At 63.6% G+C, this 18,759-nt stretch carries 18 protein-coding genes; 3 read left to right on the top strand and 15 right to left on the bottom strand.

The window, feature by feature from the left end:
* Window positions 1–174 precede the first annotated feature (174 nt).
* Entirely contained in the window at window positions 175–1,230 is a 1,056-nt protein-coding gene (gene rfbB, locus OJJ21_RS07140; protein WP_297684565.1) for a dTDP-glucose 4,6-dehydratase, read from the top strand.
* A gap of 9 nt (window positions 1,231–1,239) precedes the next feature.
* Here rfbB and OJJ21_RS07135 read toward each other — a convergent pair whose 3' ends face one another.
* The 6 genes from OJJ21_RS07135 to OJJ21_RS07110 form a co-directional block, all read right to left on the bottom strand.
* A complete protein-coding gene (locus tag OJJ21_RS07135; protein ID WP_297684563.1) occupies window positions 1,240–2,220 on the bottom strand; it encodes a branched-chain amino acid ABC transporter permease in 981 nt (326 codons plus the stop codon).
* 10 nt (window positions 2,221–2,230) lie between these two features.
* A complete protein-coding gene (locus OJJ21_RS07130; protein WP_297684561.1) occupies window positions 2,231–3,112 on the bottom strand; it encodes a branched-chain amino acid ABC transporter permease in 882 nt (293 codons plus the stop codon).
* Between the two features lie 144 nt (window positions 3,113–3,256).
* On the bottom strand, window positions 3,257–4,471 hold the full coding sequence (locus OJJ21_RS07125) for an ABC transporter substrate-binding protein (protein WP_297684559.1): 1,215 nt from the start codon (window positions 4,469–4,471) through the stop codon (window positions 3,257–3,259).
* A 27-nt stretch (window positions 4,472–4,498) separates the two neighbouring features.
* Window positions 4,499–5,209, bottom strand: coding sequence for an ABC transporter ATP-binding protein (locus OJJ21_RS07120; protein ID WP_297684557.1), 711 nt, complete (start codon window positions 5,207–5,209; stop codon window positions 4,499–4,501).
* A complete protein-coding gene (locus OJJ21_RS07115; protein ID WP_366092561.1) occupies window positions 5,202–5,960 on the bottom strand; it encodes an ABC transporter ATP-binding protein in 759 nt (252 codons plus the stop codon). Before OJJ21_RS07115 ends, OJJ21_RS07120 begins: the two co-directional genes overlap by 8 nt.
* 134 nt (window positions 5,961–6,094) lie before the next feature.
* A complete protein-coding gene (locus OJJ21_RS07110; RefSeq protein WP_297684553.1) occupies window positions 6,095–6,997 on the bottom strand; it encodes a DMT family transporter in 903 nt (300 codons plus the stop codon).
* Window positions 6,998–7,093: 96 nt separating this feature from the next.
* On the opposite strand from OJJ21_RS07110, the gene hrpB reads away from it, so the two are divergent.
* Both hrpB and OJJ21_RS07100 read left to right on the top strand, forming a co-directional pair.
* Window positions 7,094–9,655: an ATP-dependent helicase HrpB gene (hrpB, locus tag OJJ21_RS07105; protein ID WP_366092556.1), complete on the top strand. Its 2,562-nt coding sequence runs from the start codon at window positions 7,094–7,096 to the stop codon at window positions 9,653–9,655.
* Window positions 9,656–9,720: 65 nt separating this feature from the next.
* The gene (locus OJJ21_RS07100) at window positions 9,721–10,713 is read left to right on the top strand and encodes a response regulator (RefSeq protein WP_297684550.1); all 993 of its coding nucleotides are present in this window, start codon (window positions 9,721–9,723) and stop codon (window positions 10,711–10,713) included.
* Here the strand turns inward: OJJ21_RS07100 and OJJ21_RS07095 are convergent.
* The 9 genes from OJJ21_RS07095 to soxY all read right to left on the bottom strand — a co-directional run bounded on the left by OJJ21_RS07095 (window position 10,710) and on the right by soxY (window position 18,738).
* Window positions 10,710–12,245, bottom strand: a complete 1,536-nt coding sequence (locus tag OJJ21_RS07095) for a fused MFS/spermidine synthase (RefSeq protein WP_297684548.1) — start codon at window positions 12,243–12,245, stop codon at window positions 10,710–10,712. The genes OJJ21_RS07100 and OJJ21_RS07095 overlap by 4 nt on opposite strands.
* 22 nt (window positions 12,246–12,267) lie before the next feature.
* Entirely contained in the window at window positions 12,268–12,858 is a 591-nt protein-coding gene (locus OJJ21_RS07090) for a thioredoxin family protein (protein ID WP_297684569.1), read from the bottom strand.
* 5 nt (window positions 12,859–12,863) lie between these two features.
* Complete coding sequence (locus OJJ21_RS07085) at window positions 12,864–13,322, bottom strand: DsrE family protein (RefSeq protein ID WP_297684546.1); 459 nt, start codon at window positions 13,320–13,322, stop codon at window positions 12,864–12,866.
* Window positions 13,323–13,324: 2 nt separating this feature from the next.
* A complete protein-coding gene (locus OJJ21_RS07080; protein WP_297684544.1) occupies window positions 13,325–13,984 on the bottom strand; it encodes a cytochrome c in 660 nt (219 codons plus the stop codon).
* On the bottom strand, window positions 13,968–15,239 hold the full coding sequence (soxC, locus tag OJJ21_RS07075; RefSeq protein ID WP_297684542.1) for a sulfite dehydrogenase: 1,272 nt from the start codon (window positions 15,237–15,239) through the stop codon (window positions 13,968–13,970). Before soxC ends, OJJ21_RS07080 begins: the two co-directional genes overlap by 17 nt.
* A gap of 14 nt (window positions 15,240–15,253) precedes the next feature.
* A complete protein-coding gene (gene soxB, locus OJJ21_RS07070) occupies window positions 15,254–16,960 on the bottom strand; it encodes a thiosulfohydrolase SoxB (RefSeq protein ID WP_297684540.1) in 1,707 nt (568 codons plus the stop codon).
* Between the two features lie 84 nt (window positions 16,961–17,044).
* Window positions 17,045–17,896 carry a sulfur oxidation c-type cytochrome SoxA gene (gene soxA, locus OJJ21_RS07065; protein WP_297684538.1) on the bottom strand — a complete coding sequence of 284 codons (852 nt, stop codon included), beginning with the start codon at window positions 17,894–17,896 and terminating at the stop codon, window positions 17,045–17,047.
* Between the two features lie 9 nt (window positions 17,897–17,905).
* Complete coding sequence (gene soxZ / locus OJJ21_RS07060) at window positions 17,906–18,235, bottom strand: thiosulfate oxidation carrier complex protein SoxZ (protein WP_297684536.1); 330 nt, start codon at window positions 18,233–18,235, stop codon at window positions 17,906–17,908.
* A gap of 32 nt (window positions 18,236–18,267) precedes the next feature.
* Window positions 18,268–18,738, bottom strand: coding sequence for a thiosulfate oxidation carrier protein SoxY (gene soxY, locus OJJ21_RS07055; protein WP_297684534.1), 471 nt, complete (start codon window positions 18,736–18,738; stop codon window positions 18,268–18,270).
* Between the last annotated feature and the right edge of the window lie 21 nt (window positions 18,739–18,759).

Genomic DNA, 18,759 nt, shown 5'->3' with positions numbered 1-18,759 from the left:
GGGTCTGTGGGCGCCATTGGGGGGGGGGGCGGGGGCGGGCCCCCGCCCGCCCCCCGGGACCAGATCGGCCGGGAATCGGCCCGGACGCGACTGTGCGTCCCGCTACTGCCATAGTTTGGCAAGACCTTCCGACCTGTTCGGGCCTCCGGTATACAGGGGGCAGGGAGATCATCCATGACCGTTATCGTCACCGGCGGCGCCGGCTTCATCGGCTCCGCCCTGGTCCGCCGGCTCAATGCACAGAAGCGCCGCGTCGTCACCATCGACAAGCTGACCTATGCCGGCAACCCGGACAATATCGCGGCTCTGCCGCATCCGGAGCTGCACAGCTTCGAACAGGTCGATATCTGTGACCGCGCGGCGATCAAACGCATCTATGCCGCAGTAAAACCGCAGGCAGTCTATCATCTGGCCGCCGAGAGCCATGTCGACCGTTCGATCGACAGCCCGGCGCCGTTTATCGAAACCAATGTGAATGGCAGCCTGGTGCTGCTGGAAGCGGCACTGGACCACTGGCGCGGACTGGATGCCACCGCGAAAGGCCAGTTCCGCCACCTGCAGGTTTCGACCGACGAGGTCTATGGCGAGCTCGGCGCCACGGGGCTGTTCGATGAGAACAGCCCCTACAAGCCGAATTCGCCCTATGCCGCCAGCAAGGCGTCGTCCGATCATCTGGCGCGCGCCTTCGGTCGTACCTATGGCCTGCCGATCCTGGTCACCAACTGTGGCAACAATTACGGGCCGTACCAGTTTCCGGAAAAGCTGATCCCGCTCACCGTGCTGAACGCCCTGGAGGGCAAGCCGCTGCCGATCTACGGCAAGGGCGAACAGGTGCGTGACTGGATCCATGTCGAGGATCATGCTGCAGCATTGCAGCTGGCGGTCGAAAAGGGCCGGCCGGGCGAGACCTATCTGGTCGGTTCACGCGGCGAGCAGCGCAATATCGATCTGGTCCACCGGCTCTGCGCCGTGCTCGACGGCCTGGTGCCGCGTCAGGACGGCAAGGGTTATGCCGCGCAGATCACTTATGTGACTGACCGGCCCGGCCATGATGCACGGTATGCCATCGACCCATCGAAAGCCGAGCGTGAGCTGGGCTGGAAGCCCGGCTACGCGCTGGAGGCCGGCCTCAAGGCGACGGTGCAGTGGTATCTGGACAATTCGTCCTGGTGCCGGCGCGCCAGCCAGGCTTACGATCGCGGCCGCATCGGCCTCGGCGCCACAGGCTAGCCCGACGCGTCAGACCTTGTTGGCCCGACGCGTCCACCAGGCCTGGATTTCGCCGACGATGCCTTTGCGGAAGGCCAGCACGACAATGACGAAGATGAAGCCCTGGATCACCAGCACCCATTCGCCGAAGCCGGCGAGATAGTTCTGCATGGTGATGATGATGCCGGCGCCGACGATGGGGCCGAAGACGGTACCCATGCCGCCGACCAGGGTCATCAGCACCACCTCGCCCGACATCTGCCAGGTCACATCGGTCAGCGACGCGAGCTGGAAGACCAGCGCCTTGGTGGCGCCGGCCAGGCCGGCGAGGGTGGCGGAGAGCACGAAGGCGAGCAGCTTGTACTGGTCGACCCGGTAGCCCAGCGAGATCGCGCGCGGCTCGTTCTCGCGGATCGCCTTGAGCACCTGGCCGAACGGCGAATGGATGGTGCGCCAGATCACCAGGAAACCGAAGCAGAAGATCGCCAGCACCAGGTAGTAGAAGGCCAGGTCGCTCTTGATGTCGATCAGGCCGAACAGGGCGCGCCGCGGGATCGCCTGGATGCCGTCTTCACCGCCGGTGAACTTGGCCTGCACGCAGTAGAAAAACACCATCTGCGACAACGCCAGGGTGACCATGGCGAAATAGATGCCCTGGCGGCGGATGGCGAGCAGTCCGGTAACCAGTCCCAGCACGGCGGCGCAGGCGGTGCCGGCCAGGATGCCGAGTTCGGGCGAGAAGCCCCAGGCCTTGACCGCATAGCCGCTGACATAGGCGGCGAAGCCGAAGAACATGGCATGGCCGAACGACAGCAGGCCGACATAGCCGATCAGCAGGTTGAAGGCGAGTGCAAACAGCGCAAAGCACAGCACCTTCATCAGGAAGACGGGATAGATCACGGCTGGCGCCACCAGACCGACCGCCACCAGGACGGCGAAGATGACGAGGTCGCGGTTTTTGGTGCCGGTCTTGGCGGCAGCCGGGGAAGCGGTGATCGCGGCGTTGCTCATGTGGAAATCCTCACTTCGGCGTGCCGAACAGACCGGCGGGCTTCACCATCAGCACGATCGCCATGATGATGAAGATCACGGTGTTCGAGGCTTCCGGGTAGAAGACCTTGGTCAGGCCCTCGATGATGCCGAGCGCGAAACCGGTGATGATGGCGCCGAGAATCGAGCCCATGCCGCCGATGACGACGACGGCAAAGACGATGATGATGAGGTTGGAGCCCATCACCGGATTGACGTTATAGATCGGGGCGGCCAGCACGCCGGCCAGGGCCGCGAGGCCGACGCCGAAACCGTAGGTGAGCGTGATCATGCGCGGCACGTTGATGCCGAAGGCCTGCACCAGATCGGGCCGCTCCACGGCGGCGCGCAGATAGGAGCCCAGCTTGGTGCGTTCGATCATGAACCAGGTGCCGAAGCACAGCACCAGCGATGCGACCACGACCCAGGCGCGGTAATTCGGCAGGAACATGAAATCGAGCCGCGTTCCGCCGGGCAGCGGATTGGGATAAGGCAGGCCGCTGGAGCCGAACTGCTTGCGGAACAGGCCCTCGATGATCAGCGCCAGGCCGAAGGTGAGCAGCAGGCCGTAAAGGTGGTCCAGGTGATACAGCCGTTTGAGAAACAGCTTTTCCAGCAGGATTCCGGTGGCGCCGATCAGAACCGGCACGATGATCAGCGCGCCCCAGTAGGGTACGCCGACCCATTCCAGCAGCATCCAGGCAGCAAAGGCCCCCATCATATACTGCGCGCCATGGGTGAAATTGATGACGTTGAGCAGGCCGAAAATCACCGCCAGCCCAAGGCTGAGCATGGCGTAAAAGGCACCATTGATCAGACCGAGCAGCAGCTGGCCGAACAATGCCTGCGGCGGTATGCCGAGCAGTTCGAACATCGCTAAAACGTCCCCTCTTTAACCCTGTCGTTCCATTTCTGCCGGTTGGCAGTCCTTGAGCCTGGTGCCGTTCATGCGGCCGCAGGCTGAAAGACTGGCCGGAGCCGCCGGGTGTGTGTCCGGCGGCTCCGGTTGCAGCTTGGATCAGCTCTTCTTGACCAGCGGGCAGTTGCCGTCCTTCAGCGGGCGGAAAGCCTGGGCGGCCGGAATGGTCTTCTTCACAGTGAGGTAATCCCACGGCTTCTTCGACTCAGCCGGCTTCTTCACCTCGACGAGATACATGTCATGCATATGACGGCCGTCCTCGCGCACGGTGCCCTTGCCGAACAGCTTATCATCGCTCGGCAGTTCCTTCATCTTGGCCACCACCTTGGCGCCGTCAGCGTCGCTCTTCAGCGCTTCGACGGCCTTCAGGTAATGGATCACCGCGGAATAAATGCCGGCATGCACCATGGTCGGATACTTGCCGCCATTGGCCGCGGAGAAGTCCTTGGCGAAGGCGCGGTTGTTGTCGTTGGCATCCCAGTACCAGGCGGTGGTGAAGTTCAGGCCCTGGGCCGTCTTGAGGCCCAGCGCATGGATGTCGGTGTCGAACATCAGCATGCCGGCAAGCTTCTGGCCGCCTTCAACGATACCGAATTCGGATGCCTGCTTGATCGAGTTGATGGTGTCGCCGCCGGCATTGGCCAGACCGATGATCTGAGCCTTCGACGCCTGCGCCTGCAGCAGGAAGGACGAGAAATCGGTGCCCGGGAAGGGCGTGCGGACGGCACCGAGAACCTTGCCGCCATTCGCCTCGACCACCGCCTTGGTATCACGCTCCAGCGCATGGCCGAAGGCGTAATCGGCGGTCAGGAAGAACCAGCTCTTGCCGCCGGTGTCCACGATCGCCTTGCCGGTGCCGTTGGCCAGCGCCCAGGTATCGTAGGTCCAGTGCACGGTGTTGGGCGTGCAGGCCGGACCGGTGAGATCGGCGGTCGCCGGACCGGAGCCGAGGAAGACCTTATTCTTCTCTTTGGTGATCTGGTTGATCGCGAGCGCGACCGACGAGGTCGGCACGTCGACGATCACATCGACCTTGTCGACGTCATACCACTGGCGGGCGATGTTGGAGCCGACATCGGGCTTGTTCTGGTGATCGGCGAAAACCACTTCCACCTTCAGGCCCTTGGCGGCAGCGCCATAATCCTCAACTGCCTTCTTGGCGGCCCAGGTCCCGCCCGGACCGGACACGTCGGCATAGAGGCCCGACTGGTCGTTCATGACGCCGATCTTGATCACGCCATCCGACATCTGGGCGTTGGCGGCGCCGGCGGCCAGTACGGCGGCCGTGGTGACGAGCAAACTCTTGAATCTCATGGTCACTTCCTCCTGGTTGGATCTGTTTTATACGCCGAGATAAGACTCGAGTTTTTTTGTGTTGGCGTCGATCTGATCGTTGGGGATCATGTCGATGACCTTGCCGTGCTCGACCACGTAATGGCGGTCGGCAACGGTACTGGCAAAGCGGAAATTCTGCTCCACCAGCAAAATCGTAAAGCCTTTTTCCTTGAGCAGTCGGATCATCGCACCAATCTGCTGCACGATCACAGGCGCCAGACCTTCGGTCGGTTCATCCAGCAGCAGCAAGGTGGCGCCGGTGCGCAGGATACGGCCGATCGCGAGCATCTGCTGTTCGCCGCCGCTGAGCTTGGTGCCCTGGCTTTTCAGGCGTTCCTTCAGGTTCGGGAATATCTGGTAGATGTCTTCCAGACTCATGCCGCCGCTCTTCACCACCGGCGGCAGCGTCAGGTTCTCGTAAACGTTCAGGCTGGAAAAGATACCACGTTCTTCCGGGCAGAAGGCCAGGCCCAGCTTGGCGATCCGGTTGGACGGCAGCTGGATCAGCTCCTGGCCTTCGAATTTCACCGAGCCCTGACGGCTCGGGATCATGCCCATGACGGCCTTCATCGTGGTGGTCTTGCCGGCGCCATTGCGGCCGAGCAGGGTGACCACCTCGCCCTTGTTCACCTCGAACTGCATGCCATGCAGGATATGGCTCTCGCCATACCAGGCATTCAGTTCGGATACCGCCAGCTCGATCGATCCGTTATGCATGGCCGGTCCCCATATACGCCTCGATCACTTCCGGATTCTTTGACACCGTCTCGTAATTGCCTTCGGCGAGGATTTCGCCACGCCGCAGTACCGTGATGGTGTCGCTGAGCCTGGCCACGACACTGAGATTATGCTCGACCATCAGCACGGTACGATTCTTCGCCACCGTCTTGATTAGCTCGGAAATCTTGTCGATATCCTCATGGCCCATACCGGCCATCGGCTCGTCCAGCAGCATCATCTCCGGCTCGAGCGCCAGCGTGGTGGCAATCTCCAGCGCCCGCTTGCGGCCGTAGGGCAGTTCCACAGCAGTATTCTTGCGATACTCGATCAGGCCAACCGCCGTCAGCAGTTCCTCGGCGCGGTCGTTCAGCGCATTCAGGCTGCTCTCCGGTCGCCAGAAATGGAAGCTGGTCCCCAGCGGCCGCTGCAGCGCCACGCGCACATTCTCCAGCAAGCTAAGATGCGGGAATACCGCGGAAATCTGAAAGCTGCGCACCATGCCGCTGCGGGCGATATCGGCCGGTTTCTGGCTCGTGATGTCGCGGCCGTTATAGGTGATCTGGCCCCGGCTCGGGATCAGGAATTTCGTCAGCAGGTTGAAGCATGTCGTCTTCCCCGCACCGTTCGGCCCGATCAAGGCATGGATCGTGTGACGCCGGACATTGAGATTGACATCCTTCACCGCGATGAAGCCGGCGAATTCCTTGGTCAGATTCTCGGTCGTGAGAATATAGTCGTCGGCCATTATCCCGAACGCTCGTTAATTTTTGCTCCCTGACGCCCGGTGTTCCGAACGCGGTGCAAATCAAACGGGATTCGGCCGAACTTGTAAATAGCCCTAGAGGTACAATGTGTTGCACCGCGAAATAAGAGTGACTGTGCCTAACTTCGGGGCAGTTCCGCGGCTGCTGTGGCTGGCCCCGGAGGGATAGCTGTCGTCAGGGGTGCCGTTTTGGCTCGCCGCGCCAGCTGATGCTCGCGATAGGACAGGTAGGTGGCGCTGGCAAAAATCACCGTGCCGCCGATCCAGGTCCACATATCGGGCATTTGGCCGAAAAACAGGAAGCCGATGATCGAGGCCCAGATCAGCTTGGTGAAATCCAGCGGCATCAGGGCCGTGGTATCGCCATGGCGGAAAGCCTCGGTGAACAGCATATGGCCGGCCGAGCCACAGGCGCCGAGCAGGAACATGATGCCGAGCTGCTCCCAGGTCGGCCACTGCCAGACGAACAGGGCGGCCACCAGCGTGATGGGCATCAGGAACACCACCATATAGGTGGCGATGGTGAGGCTGGAATCGGTGCGGGCCAGAATCTTGATGTCGAGCATCGACCCGGCCCAGAGCACGGTCGAACCGATCACCAGCATCGGGCCGAGCCCGATCGGCACCATGCCGGGCCGCAACACCACCAGCGCGCCGAGGAAGCCGATCGCGAGCGCCACCATCCGGCGGGCATGGATCTTTTCATGCAGCACCAGCACGGCCCCGATGGTCATGAACAACGGCGCGGTATAGGACAGCGCGGTGGCCTCAGCCAGTGGCGTGATGGCCAGCGCGCTGAAGAACATCATCATCGAAACGCTGTTGAGTCCGCCGCGAACCGCATGCAGGTGCAGCTTGGTGGTGCGGAATGCGATGAAGCGGCTGCGCATGATGGCGGGGAGCAGCACCAGGAAGCCGAAAAGGTTGCGGAAAAACGCCACCTCGATCGGCGGCACCTCTTGCGAGGCCCTGGCGACCAAGGCATGCATGACGCAGAAACAGAAGGCCGAGCCGACCATCATCAGCGTAGCCTTGAGCGGGGGGGCCGAGATGGATGGAGCGGTAACGGGGCTTTCGGACATTTGACCGGTGTTTCGCTAAAATCGTACCATTTCAGCTTGTCGGGCGCGCGAACATTGCAAAAATTGCAACTCTCTCATGCATTGCCGATTCAGGCCATTCTGCCTGAAGTCTGCGCAAGCCTGGCGCAGACAAGCAATCTGGTCGTGCAGGCGCCGCCCGGCTCGGGCAAAACCACGGTTCTGCCGCTGGCACTGCTGAATGAGCCATGGCTCAGATCCGGCCGCATCATCGTTCTGGAACCGCGGCGGCTGGCAGCACGCATGGCCGCAAAGCGCATGGCCGATCTGCTGGGCGAGGCGGTGGGGGAAACCATTGGCTACCGCGTCCGGCTCGACAGCAAGGTGGGACCGAAGACGCGCCTCGAGCTGAACACCGATGGCGTCTTCCTGCGTCGCCTGCAGCGCGATCCGGAGCTGAAGGGCGTCAGCGCCGTGTTGTTCGACGAATGCCACGAACGCGGCCTGGACTCGGATGCCAGCCTTGCCCTCTGCCTGGAAGCGCAGGCCGCCTTGCGGCCGGACCTGCGGCTGGTGGCCATGTCGGCCACGCTGGACGCCGCGCCCTTTGCCAGATTGATGGGTGATTGTGCCATCGTAACCGGTTCGGGCCAGAGCTATCCGGTTGAAACCCGCTGGCGTGCGATATCGCCGCAGATGCGCCTGGATGCTGCCGTGGCCGGCACGGTGCAGGATGCGTTGCTGGAGACCGAAGGCGATCTGCTGGTTTTTCTGCCCGGTATTGCTGAAATCCGCCGCGTCGAAAGCCTGCTGGCCGAGGCACGCCTGCCGGCCAGCGTCAGCGTGCTGCCGCTCTATGGCGATCTGCCCGGTATCCAGCAGGATCAGGCCCTGCAGCCCAGTCCCCCCGGACGACGCAAGGTGGTGCTGTCGACTTCGATTGCCGAAAGCTCGCTGACTATCGAAGGCGTGCGTGTGGTGGTCGACAGCGGCTACATGCGCCAGCCGCGCTTTTCTCCCGCTACCGGCATGGCCAAGCTGGAAACCGTGCGCGTCAGCCAGGCCTCGGCGGATCAGCGTCGCGGCCGTGCCGGCCGTGTCGCACCGGGCATCTGCTATCGCCTGTGGGCCGAGGCAGCCCATGGCGGTCTGGCGAAATTCACCGCGCCGGAAATCGCCGTCACCGATATCACGCCGCTGGCACTCGATCTGGCCGCCTGGGGCGTGCGCGACGCGGCGGCCCTGCCATGGCTCGACCCGCCGCCGGCTGCGGCGATGGCTTATGCCCAGGCCCTGCTGCGCGATCTGGAAGCCGTCGATGCCGGCGGAGCCATCACTGCGCATGGTAAGGCAATGGCTGAATTGCCGCTGCATCCGCGTCTGGCCCATATGGTGATCCGCGGTCATGCCCAGGGTCTGGGCGGCCTGGCCTGCGCGCTGGCCGCGCTGCTGGGCGAGCGCGATATCGCCCGGGTGCCGCCCAGTACCGCGCGGGGGGTGGCACGCGATGCCGATCTGCGCTGGCGGCTGGAGATTGTTGCAGGCGAGTCCGAGCGCCATTCAGCACCGCATGGTCTGCAGGTCGATATGAATGCCGTACGGCAGATTCGCAAGCTGGCCTCCGACTGGCGGCGCCAGATCGGCGCCGCACCGCATCTGGGCCCGGTCGAGGATGCCGGCCTGCTGATAGCGCTGGCCTATCCCGATCGTATCGCGAAAAAACGCGGCGGCGGCAGTTTCCTGCTCAGCAATGGCCGCGGTGCCAAACTTGATCCGCTCGATGCCCTGGGCCGCGAAGACTACCTTGCCATTGCCGAGGTCGATGGCGCCCAGGCCGATGCGCGGGTTTTTCTGGCGGCCCCCATCGACGAGGCGGGGATCGAGGCGCAGTTCAATGCGGCCATCACGATGCGCGATGCAGTCGAATGGGACGAACGCAGCAATGCGGTCCTGGCGCGACGGCAACGTCGACTCGGCGCCCTGGTGCTGCGCGAACAGCCGTTGCCCGAACCGCCGGCCGAGGCGATCCGTGCGGCATTGCTGGCTGCGATTGTCAGGCGCGGCCTCGATGTGCTGCCATGGACGCCGGCCCTGCGGCAGTGGCAGGCGCGGGTGGCCCTGCTGCGTCAGCATTTGCCTTCGGCTGCCGATTGGCCCGATATGGGCGATCCGGCTCTGATGGAGAGGCTGGCCGAGTGGCTCGGACCCTATCTCGATGGCGTCGCCAAACTGTCGCAATTGACGGGTATTGATCTGCAGGCGGCCCTGACCCATCAGCTCGACTACGCGCAGCAGAGGCTGCTGGAGGCCGAGGCGCCGACCCACTGGCGCGTGCCATCGGGCTCGAATATCCCGCTTGATTATGCACAGGGCGAAGTGCCGGTTCTGGCGGTGCGCCTGCAGGAAATGTTCGGTTATGCCGATACGCCGGCGATTGCCGGCGGCCGTGTCAAATTGCTGCTGCACCTGTTGTCGCCGGCGCGTCGGCCCTTGCAGGTGACCAGCGACCTGGCCGGCTTCTGGCAGTCGAGCTATCGCGCTGTGCGGGCAGAGATGCGCGGTCAATACCCCAAACACGACTGGCCCGAGAATCCGCTTGCGGCAACGCCAACCGCGCGTGCCAAACCCCGTATACGTTGACCCGGCAACAGTTGGTCGCAGTCTGGTGCTTGATTGTCGGTGGGCACGCTCCTTAGGATCAGTCCATGAATTCGGGGCGCCGCAACGAGGTACGTATCCTGTACGGCGACGCCGCACAGGGATCGCGTGCGCTGTATCGGCAGGCGATGATCGGCGCCGGTTACGGCAATCTGCGTGAATTCGACACGCTCGAGAATTTCATCGACCTGGTGGCGGTGGCGCAGCCCGATCTGATCCTGATGGATATCGGCCTGCCAGGCGGTAATGTGGCGCAGCTCGTCGCCGACCTGCGCCACGGCAAACTCGGCATCAACCCCTACCTGCCGGTGATTCTCACCACCTGGGAAGCTGAACAATCGGTGGTGCGCCGGCTGATGGATGCCGGTGCGGATGACCTGCTGGTCAAGCCGCTTTCCACCAAGGCGTTGCTCGACCGTCTCGAAGCGGTTGCCATGAACCGCAAACCCTTCGTCGTCACCTCCGATTATATCGGCCCGGACCGCCGCCGTGCTTCTGCCCGGCGCGACAGCAATGTGCCGCTGTTTGATGTGCCCAATCCGATGCGTGCCAAGCTGACCGGCGAGGCCTTCGATGCCCGCATGCTGCAGCAGGCGGTGATGGCGATGAACGAGCAGATCAACCGGCAGCGCTTGTGCGCCTCGGCCTTCCGCATCGCCTTCGTCACGGCGCAGATCGTGCCGCTGTACAAGGCGCAGACCATGCCCGACGCCAATACCCTGGCCATGCTGCGCGACCTGATTGCCTCGACAGAGGATATCCAGCGCCGTATTGCCGATACCGACCTCGCCCATGTCGGCCAGATCTGCGAGCGGCTGCTGCAGCCGGCGCGGCGGATGTATGAAACGGGAGAGGATTTCGTCTTCACCCACGACTGGCAGGCATCCTTCGACCTGCTCAAGTCGCTGGGCGATGCGGTGCTGGCTTTCTTCCATCCCGACCGCGATGCCTCGGCGCTGGCCGGCGAGGTCGCAGTGGCGATCGACCGTTTCCAGGCGCGCCGGGCTGCACAGGAAGCCGGCGAAGTTCCTGCCGTTTAGCGCAGGGCCTCATCCGGGCGCAGCACGAAACCGGCCATCAGCCGGTCGACCGGCGCGAAATCGTCGGTCAGCACCGGCACATTTGCAGCCGTAATCCGCGCATCGAGATCGTCCTGCGGCCAGCGCAGCCAGATGCGGCGGAAAGGCTGCGACACACGCAGGGCGGCACTCTCGCTCGCCTCGCGCAGGCCCAGCACGACGAAGGTGACGCGCCCGCCGCGCCGGCGGCTATCATCGTCGAGCCAGACTTCCACGGCGGGAAAGTCGCGCTGCATGGTCTTGACCAGGCTGAAGGTGAAGCGCGGATTCTCGCTCTGGTCGATCACGTTGATCGCATAAGCGCCATTCGGTGCCAGCCGCTGCAGGATGATGCGGTGAAATTCGCGGGTCACCAGATGAGCCGGAATGGCGTAATCGTGGAAGGCGTCGCCCAGCACCAGATCGAAGGTCGGCTGTGCCGGCAGGCTGGCGAGCAGGCGTCGGGCATCGGCATGGCGGATTTGCAGCCCCGGGGCGGCGGGATCGAGCCACATGGCCTGCGTCGCCATGTGCGTCACCGCCGGATCGATCTCGGCCACGGTGAGCGAGGCATCGGGATAGCGCGCGGCCCAGGCCCGTGGCAGGGTGAAGGCGCCGCCGCCGATGAAATAGGCCTGCGGCGAACGCTGGCCCAGCAGCCGCTCGCTGCGTTCGGAAACGAAATGCAGGTAGGGGCTGTAGAGCAGGGTGGGGTCGTCGCGGTCGTTGATGCTGTGCGCCAGATGGTCGAGTACCATGGCCGCCGAAGGCCGGCCGCTCTGCGGCGCGAAATCGACGATGCGGATACAGTAATAGTCGCTCTCCGCAGCGCAGGGCGCGGCAAAGGCAGGCAGGCGGCTCAGGCCGAAACTGCCGGCGATGACGGTCAGGATCGCAGCCGCGGCGATCGCCCGGCTGCCCTGCCAGAACAGCACGGCGAAAATCAGATACAGCCCGGCCACCGCCAGCATGGTACCGGTCGAGCCGATCCAGGAAATGAACAGATAGCCGGCGCTGAGCGTGCCGAGAATGCTGCCAGCGGCACCCAGCGCGAACATGCGGCCGATGATCGGGCCCTGCCGGTCGGGCGCATCGTCGATGGCCAGTTTGGTCAGCACGGGCGACACAACGCCGACGAACAGGCTGGGCAGCAGAAACACTCCGGCAGCCAGCAGCACGATCAGCAGCAGTGGCGCGGTGCTCTCACCGCCCAGCAGCCCCGCCAGGATGCCAAGCAGCGGTGCGGCTCCGGCGGCGGTCAGCCCGGCCAGCAGCAGGGCGAGAGCAACGCCGCGCAGTGCGCGGCGGTGTGACACATGCGGTGCCGCCAGCAGGCCGCCGATCCAGTGGCCGACCGACAGGCCGGCCAGCACCACGGCGATGATCGCAGTCCAGGTATAGAGCGACATGCCGACATGGGGCGCCAGCATGCGTCCGGCGACGATCTCGACGATCAGCGCGCCGGCCGAGGTGAGGAAGAGGGTGAGGCCATAGCCGGCCTGTCTGGTGCGCACGCGAATGGACAGACGGAAAGGTTCAGTTGCTGGGCGTGGCGGCCGCCTTGGCCGCATCGATCCGATGCTGCGCCAGATAGGCGGGGAATTCCATCTTTTCGTAGGCACGCTCGGCCACGAATTTGAACATGGCGAGGAAAGCCGGCGGCGGCAACAGGCCACGCATGCGCGCCGACGCCACATCCTTGGCCGATCCCTTCACCGGTTTGTCGGGCAGGAACAGGATGGTCGGCGTGGCCGATACCGCCCAGCGCCGGGCCATGTCCTTTTCCGGCAGGGCACGGCCGTCCAGATCGGTGACTTCGCGGGCGCCGAACAGGTTAAGCTGGATCATTTCGAAATGCTGGCGGATATAGCCGCTGATCGCCGGGTCGGCGAGATGTTTCTCGTGCATCTCGGTGCAGAAGATGCAGCCGCGCTGCTCGAAGCTCAGCGCCACCCGCTTGCCTTTGGCCGCGGCTTCCTCGATGTCCTGCTTGAGATCTAGGAAACTGTCGAGAAACCAGTCCTGCACATGCAGGCCATCGTCATTCACCCGCGCAGCATGCAGGGCGGCCGGTGCCAGAATCAGACTGGCGGGCAGGGCGGCGAGCAGACGGCGGCGGGTCAGCATAGCCTTCACGGACGCAGGTGAATCCAGCCGCGCAGGCTGCGCTCGACGATCTCCGGCAGGCCGTTCGGCACGACGGAGACTTCGGGCAGCAGATCGGCTTTTGTTTTCTTCATGGTGTCCAATGTAGCGCCGCAGGCGATGAAGTCGACCTCAAGTTCCTGCAGGCTGGCGATGCGCTGGGCCACCGGGCTGCCCTTCAGCACGGCAACCAGTCCGGGCCCGTAGGCGATCACCGCCAGTTTCACCTGGGTGGCATCGTAATATTTCTGGATATTCGTGATGTTGCTGAACACGGCGCTGATCCGCTTCGGATCGTCTTCCGACAGGCTGAGCACAATCTTGCGCGGATTGTCGATGGTCGGCTGCGGATCGGCGAATTTTCCGGCCTGGGCCCAGGCGTCGATATGGGCAGCGGCGGGCAGCAGCGCGGTCAGGGCAAACAGAACGGCACGCCGCGTGGACATGCTCAGTCAGCCGCCTTCTGTTGTGTCGGCGTCACGCCCAGCCGGGCGGCCAGGTCGCTGGTGATCTTGGGCGGCGCTGTGCGGCAGTTGGTCATGCAGGTATCGGGTTTCACATCGGGTCGCGGATCGCCGCCGGTAATGAAGCCGTCGCGGTTCGGCAGTTTCAGCGCCTTGAGGCTGGCGGCGTCGAGGTCCTTGTCGGCCGGCCACAGGTCGCCCTGGTTCAGCAGCCAGGCGACGATGGAATAGACCTCGTCATGGGTCAAGCTCTGCGGCGCACCGAAGGGCATGGCCCGATAGATGTAATCATACAGACTGGGGCCGTGCGGCCAGTAACTGTCGATGGTCTTGCGCGGGTCGTCGGATTTCAGCGTGCCGCGGCCGCCGATCAGCTCCGGGTAGCGGCCGGCACCTTCGGCGAACTCGCCATGGCAGGCTGCGCATTGCGCCATGAAAAGCTCTTCGCCAGCGGCGACGCTGCCCTTGCCGGGCGGCAGGCCGGCGCCATCGGGGCCGCGCACGTCGATATTCCAGCCGGCGATCTGTTCGGTCGTGGCCGGTGTGCCGAAGCCGAAGCGCTTTGCCGGCTTGTCCTGCGCCGCCACCGGTAGCGCCAGGCCGAGCGCCAGCAGGATGGCAAGGATTTTAAGCGATCTGAACATTCTCAACCTCGCCATCGGGACGCACGCGCCAGGTATGGATCGAATTCTTGTGATAGATCGAATTGAGGCCGCGCGCCTTGCGCAAATTTTCGATGCTCGGCTGCACATAACCGCTGTCATCGGTGGCGCGGCTCTGCAGCAGCATCGGCCGCCCGTCCCATTGCAGCGGCAGGCGGAAGCGGGTCAGGCAGCGCGACAGCACCGGGCCCTGCAATTCAGCCGTGCGCCAGTTCATGCCGCCATCGGTGCTGACATCCACTTTCTTGATCCTGCCGTAGCCGGACCATGCGAGGCCGCGGATTTCGTAGAAGCCCTTGCCATGCTTCAGCGGCTTTTCCGGACATGGGGAGGTGATGACCGAATTAGCCTCCTGCACGAAAGTGAACTGGCGGGCTTTGCCGTCCGGCATCAGGTCGGTGTATTTCGAGGTCTCCTCGCGATGATGCCAGGGCTGGTCGCCGACCTTGATGCGGCGCAGCCATTTGATGTTGACATTGCCTTCCCAGCCCGGCACCAGCAGGCGCAGCGGATAGCCGTTTTCCGGCCGGATGCGCTCGCCGTTCTGCGAATAGCAGACGATGATATCGTCCATCGCCTTGGCCAGCGGGATGCTGCGTGTCATCGCCGCGGCATCGGCACCCTCGGCGAGAATCCATTTGGCGCTTTTCTGCACGCCCGCTTCTGCCAGCAGGGTGGAAAGCTTGACGCCGGTCCATTCGCAGCAATGCACCATGCCGTGGCTGAACTGCACGCCGGCCATCTGCGCGCCCTTCCATTCCATGCCGCCGTTCGCCGGGCATTCCAGGAAATGGATGCGGCTGACCGAAGGGAAGCGCATCAGGTCGGCCATGGTGAAGATCAGCGGCCGGTCGACCAGGCCATGGATCATCAGCCGGTGCTGTTCAGGGTCGATATCGGGCACACCGCCGTGATGGCGTTCGAAACACAGGCCGCTCGGCGTAATGATGCCGTCGAGTTCATGCAGCGGTGTGAAATTGATCGAGGATTCTTCCGTCGCCGTCAACCAGGGCACGTTGCGCCGGATCGTATTCTTTTCATACGGCGACGGATTGCCGTAGGGATTGGCGGTGACGCCGGGTCCGAGCGTCTTCATCCATTCCGGCACATTGGGCGGCAGGTTGTCGGCGCCGGCCGCCATCGCTTCGCCGACACCGGCGCCCGCCACCAGCGTCAGGCCGCCAATGGCAGAGGTTTTCAGGAAGCGGCGCCGGGATGGGTCATTCGGTGGGCTCATGAGTCATTCCCTCCTTACGCTGCCATGCCGCGCGGATCGGCGCCGGTGACTTTGACGCTGCGGTTCTCCGGGATGGCGATGGCCTTCCTGCTGCTGATGTATTTGCCGACCAGGTCGTAGATCGGCGGCCCTTCGGTGCCCTCGTTGATCGAGGCCCAGCCGGCCACCGTATAGCTCCTGCCCGGATCGATTGGCTGGTTGTTGCGCAGCAGGGTCATGTTGGAAATGCGCTGGCCGATCGGCTTGGACACATCGATGCTGTAGGCCAGCCCACCGACCCGCACCATATCGCCGCCCTGCTGATAGTAAGGGTCCGGGTTGAACAGGTTATCGGCGACATCCTCCAGCACGGTCTTGAGGAATTCGCCCGTCATCTGGTTGCGATAGACATTGGGATAGGTGATGGCCGTCTGCGAATACAGGATGTCGCCGGTGATCGCCTGGCCGGGCAGCAGGGTGGCGCCCCAGCGGAAACCGGGCGACAGCGCGATCTCCGCCTCGCGCTCGGCCAGCATGGCCTGGCAGATCAGGTCGTCGAAGGTGCCGTTGAAATTGCCGCGCCGGTACAGCAGTGAATCCGCCTGGCCATAGACCTTGTCGATCACCGCCTTATGCGGCGCGCGGATGTCGTCGACCAATTTCTTCATGGCCGGATCCGGCGTGATCGCATCGGAGAAAACCGGGATCAGGCGGAAGCGGTAGGCCGCCACTTTCTTGTTCTTCACGTCGAGGTCGAGGCGGGCAAGGAACTTGCCATGGCTGCCCGGCGCCACCAGCAGGGTGGTGCCGATTTCGACCACGGCAGGAATCGCATCATGAGTATGGCCGGTCAGGATCACGTCGATACCCTTGACGCGGGCGGCCAGCTTGCGGTCGACATCGAAGCCGTTATGGCTCAGCAGCACGATCAGCTCGGCGCCGCCGGCGCGCGCGGCATCGACGCGCTGCTGTACCTTGTCTTCCTCGATGCCGAACGACCAGTCGGGAATCAGGTAGCGCGGATTGGCAATCGGCGTATAGGGGAAGGCTTGGCCGATTACGGCGATCTTCACCCCGCCGCGCTCAAACATCTTGGTCGATTCGAAAACCTCGTCGCCGAAGCTGGTATCCTTCACATTGCCGCACAGGAAGGGGATGCCCATGCTCTCGGTGATCTGCTTCACGCGCTCCGCGCCGTAGGTAAATTCCCAGTGCGCGGTCATGGCTTCCACGCCAAGCGCCTGCATCACCTTCACCATGTCGCCGCCCTTCTCGGCCAGCGAGGTGTAGCTGCCCTGCCAGGTGTCACCACCATCGAGCAGCAGCGTGTTGTTCGGCCGTTCGGCGCGGATCGCTTTCACCAGTGTAGCGAGCTGCGCCACACCGCCAAGCCGGCCATATTCCTTTGCCAGCTGGGCGAAATCCGCATAGGTCAGCGCATGAGCCTCGGGTGAAGCGGCCTTGATGCCGTACTGGCGCAGCAGGTGGGAACCGACCAGATGCGGCGGCAGGCCGAGCGCCTCGCCGACACCGATATTCACGCTGGGCTCGCGGAAATACAGCGGCATCAGCTGGGCATGGATGTCGGTGAAATGCAGCAGCGTGACCTGACCAAGCGGTTGGAAGCGCAGCAGGTCGGCCTGGCTGATTTTCTGGTCTGCGGCTCGCGTGCCCACGGACGCGCCGCCGAGCAGCACTGCGGCGGCGGCACCGGCTTGCAGGATATCGCGGCGGCTCAGCATTCACTCGCATCCTTCGTTTGCAATCGACAACAGTATTTTTCTGTACAAAACCTGCGTGCTTCCGCCCCTTGCGGGGCGAAAGGCTTAGCGGCGGACGCTGGGAGCTTCGGACTTCAGTCCGTTGCCGCGCCAGGCAACGAAGAGTTCGAGATTGGTGTATTCGTCGGAGCCGCGCGGGAAAGGCTGGGCCCGGACTTCCTCGTTGCAGCCTTCGAAGCGGCGATGCAGCGAGCCGAAGGACTGCCATTTCAGCCGATAGGTCGGATAGCCGTTCGACTGGCCCTGGCTGAGATTCTCGACGCCGATGCTCATGCCGGCATTGGCCTCGTGGCACTGGTTACAGGCAATGTCCATCTGGCCGCGCCGGGTGTAGTAGAACTTCTTGCCCTCCTCGAAGAAGGGCTGGGCCGCGCCATCGACCTTGACGCTGATCGGCAGGCCGCGCGACTGGTATTCGACATAGGCGGTCAGGCCGAGCAGGGGTTTGGATTCCCATTTCAGCTCCGGCGCCTTCATCTGCTCGGTGCGGCAGAGGTTGATGCGATGCTCGATATTGGCGAGTTTGCCGCGCTTGGGCTCGAATTTCGGATAGGTGACGGCCACGCCCTTCATGCTCTTGGCGGCGTCGCCATGGCAGGAGGCGCAGGATTTTCCGGCGCTGCCAGCCACCGTGCTCCATTCCGTTTCGCCATCCTGTACCGCCAGCATGCCGGGATTCTCGAAATCGTCGTCCTGCATCGTCTGGGTTTCCGGAGAGGCGAAGACATAACCGGAAAACTTGTCGCCAACGATGCGGTCGGCGAATTTCGGATTGGCGCGATATTGCGCCAGCACCTCGTTCTCGTTGCTGCCGGCCGTCTGCTTGTTGTCGCAGGCGGCCAATCCACTCATCAGCATCAGCGCTGCGGCGGCGGGGAGGATGCGTGAATGGGGCATGCGCATCGCTCAGGCTACCGTAATGGCCTGGGTGGCCTTGTAGGTGCTGCCGTCGTCGTCGGTCCAGGCGAATTCCAGGCTGCCGCTCTGCGTGCATTTCAGGAAGAACGACAGATAGGGATTCGCCGAGATGGCGGGTTCCAGCTTCGCCTCGAAGACCTGCTTGCCGTTGAAGGCGACGGTCATCTTGTTGATGATCTTGCGCGGGATGGTTTTGCCCTGCGAATCCTTGCGCTGACCAGATTCCATCGGATGCGAGATCAGTGTCTTGATCTCTATGATTTCATCCTTCTTGGCGCTTTGCGGCACCCGGATGCGCGGCTTGATATCTTCAGCCATGGTCTTGATCCTTTCCTATTCCGCTTCGCCGCTCAGCCGCCGCAGCCGCCGATGGTGACCTTGACCTCGCGGGTCGCGGTCCAGGTTGTACCGTCGTTCATCTCGGCGACAGCGATGATATTCTGCGTTTCCGCCATGCGCATGCGCAGCTGCACTTCCGCCTTGCCGTTGGCCGGCGTCAGCAGAAAGCTGGCAACGCCGGGCTGCGGATTGCGGTCGGCGACGACATGGATCGCTTTGACGTAATCCTTTTCCGTCATCGGGCTTTCGACCGCGATGGTGACCGGCACGGTATTGCCGTTCTCGGCGATTTCCTGGGTTTTGATCTGCACCTTGCCGGCCTTCGGCTCGGCCTTGGCCAGCTCGCTCAGCAGTTTCTTGGCGGTTTCGGGCGACGCCGAAGCGGCAAAGGGCATCAACGCCGCAGCCGCTCCCAGCGCGGCAACCGCCTGACGGCGGCTGACGCCGGTCTGGCGCCGGGGGAGGTGAAGGGATTCGGTCATGACAGACACTCCTGCTGGAAC

This window comes from Ferrovibrio sp., from assembly GCF_025869515.1.
Taxonomy (GTDB): Bacteria; Pseudomonadota; Alphaproteobacteria; order Ferrovibrionales; family Ferrovibrionaceae; genus Ferrovibrio.
The sequence above is the reverse complement of the archived record's forward strand: the minus strand, read 5'-3'. Positions and strand labels throughout refer to the sequence as shown.